A 2601-nucleotide genomic window follows, 5' to 3' on the forward strand; every position below is an offset into this window, starting at 1 on the left:
GGGGGTTGTTTTTGCCGGGGCTTTTTTTCCTCTCTCCGCCCCCCCCGTAGGTGGGTTGCCCTACAATGCCATACCCCCCCGCGCCCGCCGGATGACCGGCCCGGGGCTCGCGGCGGGGGCGATCCCTCATGAGCCGCTGTCAGCGCAGCGGCACCACATTCTCGGCCTGGGGGCCCTTGGGGCCCTGGGTGACGTCGTACTCGACCGATGTGCCCTCGGCCAGCTCCTTGAAGCCGGTCGTCTGGATGGCGGAAAAGTGGACGAACACGTCCGGACCGCCGTCGTCCTGCTGGATGAAGCCGAACCCCTTCTCCGAGTTGAACCACTTCACAGTGCCAGTCGCCATCAGCGCCGATCCCTCTCAACGTTCCACGGGCCACATCCGCAGCCGCCTCGATGATGCCCGTCCACCCGCGCAGCAACTGCCAGGCGCGCCCGACCCAGGTGGAGGTCGCCGCCCACGGCGGATGCGGCGCCTTTGCGATGCTGATCACATACGGCACACGGGCGAGGCCGCGGACGGTAGCGGAGACGAGGTGTCGACCGCGCACCTCGCCGCACTCACAGCTGCTCGAACTTCGCTTCCTGCAGGCGCCGTTGGAAGGCGATGGTCTCACGGCGAGTGATCTCGTTCCGGCAGATGACCCGCAGGAGGTCCAGGCTAAGTTCACGCCGTGGGCTGGACCAGGCGCGCGTCCAGGGTTCCCAGTGGTTGTGTTGACGAGAACCCAGCCGGGGCCGGCCCCGGAAAGAATCACGCTCACCTCGTTCGCAGTGAACATCCGAGGCGCCTTCCGCGCGAGAGTCGGCTGTCAGCGGTCTGCACGTGATCTGTCAACCGAAGATGGAACGCTGCAGTGCGGGCGGCGACGAGTCTGGGCCGTTCTCTCCGCCCGCACGAACTGACCGAGACGGAGACGGAGACGGAAGGGGAGTCGACCATGGACCAGTCGCTGGTCGAACGCATGCAGGAGTACCTGAACGCCGGCCTCGCCATGGACGTGGAGGCGCTCGACGCCCTATACGACCCGGACTTCGAGAACATCCGGATCGATGAGGCCGGTCAGGTCGCGATCCTGACGAAGGAACAGTTCATGACGCGCTTTCGCACCCTGCGAGACCAGGGACAGCGGGTGGGCGCGAGCATCGACGACGTGCGCTTCCTCGCGACGAGTGAGCACGGCAGCCAGGGAACGATCATCGTGCACCGGGTCCAGCAGGGTGTACCGACGCGCTACAGCTTCGTCTGGCGGCGCGAGGACGGACAGTGGACCACACTCCTGTGCGAATTCACGTTCGAGAAGGACATCTCGCCCCTTCTTCGGATCATGAAGTCCGCCGAAGCCAGGTCGGCGTGAACACCAGGCTGTTCACGAGTTCGGGTTCTGGCTCAACTTCGGCGGCCTGCATACGTTGACCAGCGACGCGGCGGCACGGTCGGCGGCGGAAGGTTGCCGAGCACGTCGCTCTCCCTCACCGTCGGCCCTCCTTACGACCCGTGTTCCGCTGAATTATGCGGAACGCGGGTCGATTGGGCCACGCAGGGTGGGACCTTGAGCGAGGCCGCGCGTGCCGCCGGGCACTCCGATACCTACGGGGAACAGGTCCTCCGCAACTCCAGCGGCTCGGCCAGCGCCAGCAATTCATCCTCGCAGACACGTGTCGTGGAACCTCCAGCCTCGGAGGGCGTCCCATCCAACGCGACAGCACCAGGCCGGTCGGCAGCGTCATCACAGTCATCATCGACGGTCGCGCTCAGAGGTTCCAGCTCACCGATGCCCTGCTGTATGACGGCACGTTCGCGGCGGAACCCCGCGACAGTGAGACCGCAGAAAGGGACGAATAGCGATGATCTAGCCCGGGCTGAGGTTGTGCTGCGCGGGACAGTAGCGCGGCCCACCGACAACCCGCGGCCGGTGGGCAGCTGCGCCCCGACGGGCCACCGTCGTCGGCGGATGGGCGCCGTCGTCGAGGCCGTCCGCGGTTTCGACGCGCGAGGCAATGAGCGCGTCCGCCACCGCGTGCTGCTGGCCCTCGGTCCGGCGGCGCCGATAGGCCTTCGACGAGCACGACCGCGAGCAGTACACCGGCCCCGGACCGGTCGCGCGCAGCGCGGTCCCGCACTCCCGGCAGACCGGCCCCTCGGACGGGCCGTCACCCCCCTGCGCACCGCCGCCCACTGATGCCTTGATTCCCCGCGCGTCGAAAACATCGTCCATGACCCGGGAGAGTAACCGGTCCCCGCGACAGCGCCCGGCCCCGGCCCGACGAGCTGTCGTGCGCAGCCCGCCCGCTGGGCTGTTGCGCGTGCGCAGCGCCCTCCTTGCGCATGCGCGTCCGGCGGCAGGGCGGCCGCGCATGCGCGCGGACCGGGGGTGCCCAGGTGCGCAACCGGCCAGCCCGGGGGGCGCGGGCGGGCCGGGCATCTTGCGCGCTGCGAGTCCGAGGCGGTCCCGGGGTGCAGGACGGCCCGGCAGCCAAGAGGGGGGAACGGCCGGGCCGACGATGCAGGCGACAGCACTGTCCGCACCACCGCTCACGGGCGGTGCGGCTCGATGCGGACGCGGGGCGCCGGAGCGGGTCCTGGACCTCCGGCACCGG

General features: G+C 69.1%; 3 protein-coding genes. 1 reads left to right on the plus strand and 2 read right to left on the minus strand.

Annotation, left to right across the window (positions count from 1 at the left end; translation table 11 throughout):
• Positions 1–139: 139 nt before the first annotated feature.
• Complete coding sequence (locus AB0P35_RS41850) at positions 140–346, minus strand: cold-shock protein (protein WP_095877619.1); 207 nt, start codon at positions 344–346, stop codon at positions 140–142.
• Between the two features lie 595 nt (positions 347–941).
• Between AB0P35_RS41850 and AB0P35_RS41855 the strand changes: the two genes are divergently transcribed.
• Complete coding sequence (locus tag AB0P35_RS41855; RefSeq protein ID WP_144298847.1) at positions 942–1358, plus strand: nuclear transport factor 2 family protein; 417 nt, start codon at positions 942–944, stop codon at positions 1356–1358.
• Positions 1359–1853: 495 nt separating this feature from the next.
• On the opposite strand, the gene AB0P35_RS41860 is transcribed toward AB0P35_RS41855, so the two are convergent.
• The gene (locus AB0P35_RS41860; protein ID WP_363521800.1) at positions 1854–2219 is read right to left on the minus strand and encodes a hypothetical protein; all 366 of its coding nucleotides are present in this window, start codon (positions 2217–2219) and stop codon (positions 1854–1856) included.
• Between the last annotated feature and the right edge of the window lie 382 nt (positions 2220–2601).

This window comes from Kitasatospora sp. NPDC085879, from assembly GCF_040686255.1.
In the GTDB taxonomy this organism is placed as follows: Bacteria; Actinomycetota; Actinomycetes; order Streptomycetales; family Streptomycetaceae; genus Kitasatospora.

Coding starts and splice junctions, on each gene's coding strand:
- AB0P35_RS41850 (WP_095877619.1), bottom strand. CDS start 346: ATGGCGACTGGCACTGTGAAGTGGTTCAACTCGGAGAAGGGGTTCGGC.
- AB0P35_RS41855 (WP_144298847.1), top strand. CDS start 942: ATGGACCAGTCGCTGGTCGAACGCATGCAGGAGTACCTGAACGCCGGC.
- AB0P35_RS41860 (WP_363521800.1), bottom strand. CDS start 2,219: ATGGACGATGTTTTCGACGCGCGGGGAATCAAGGCATCAGTGGGCGGC.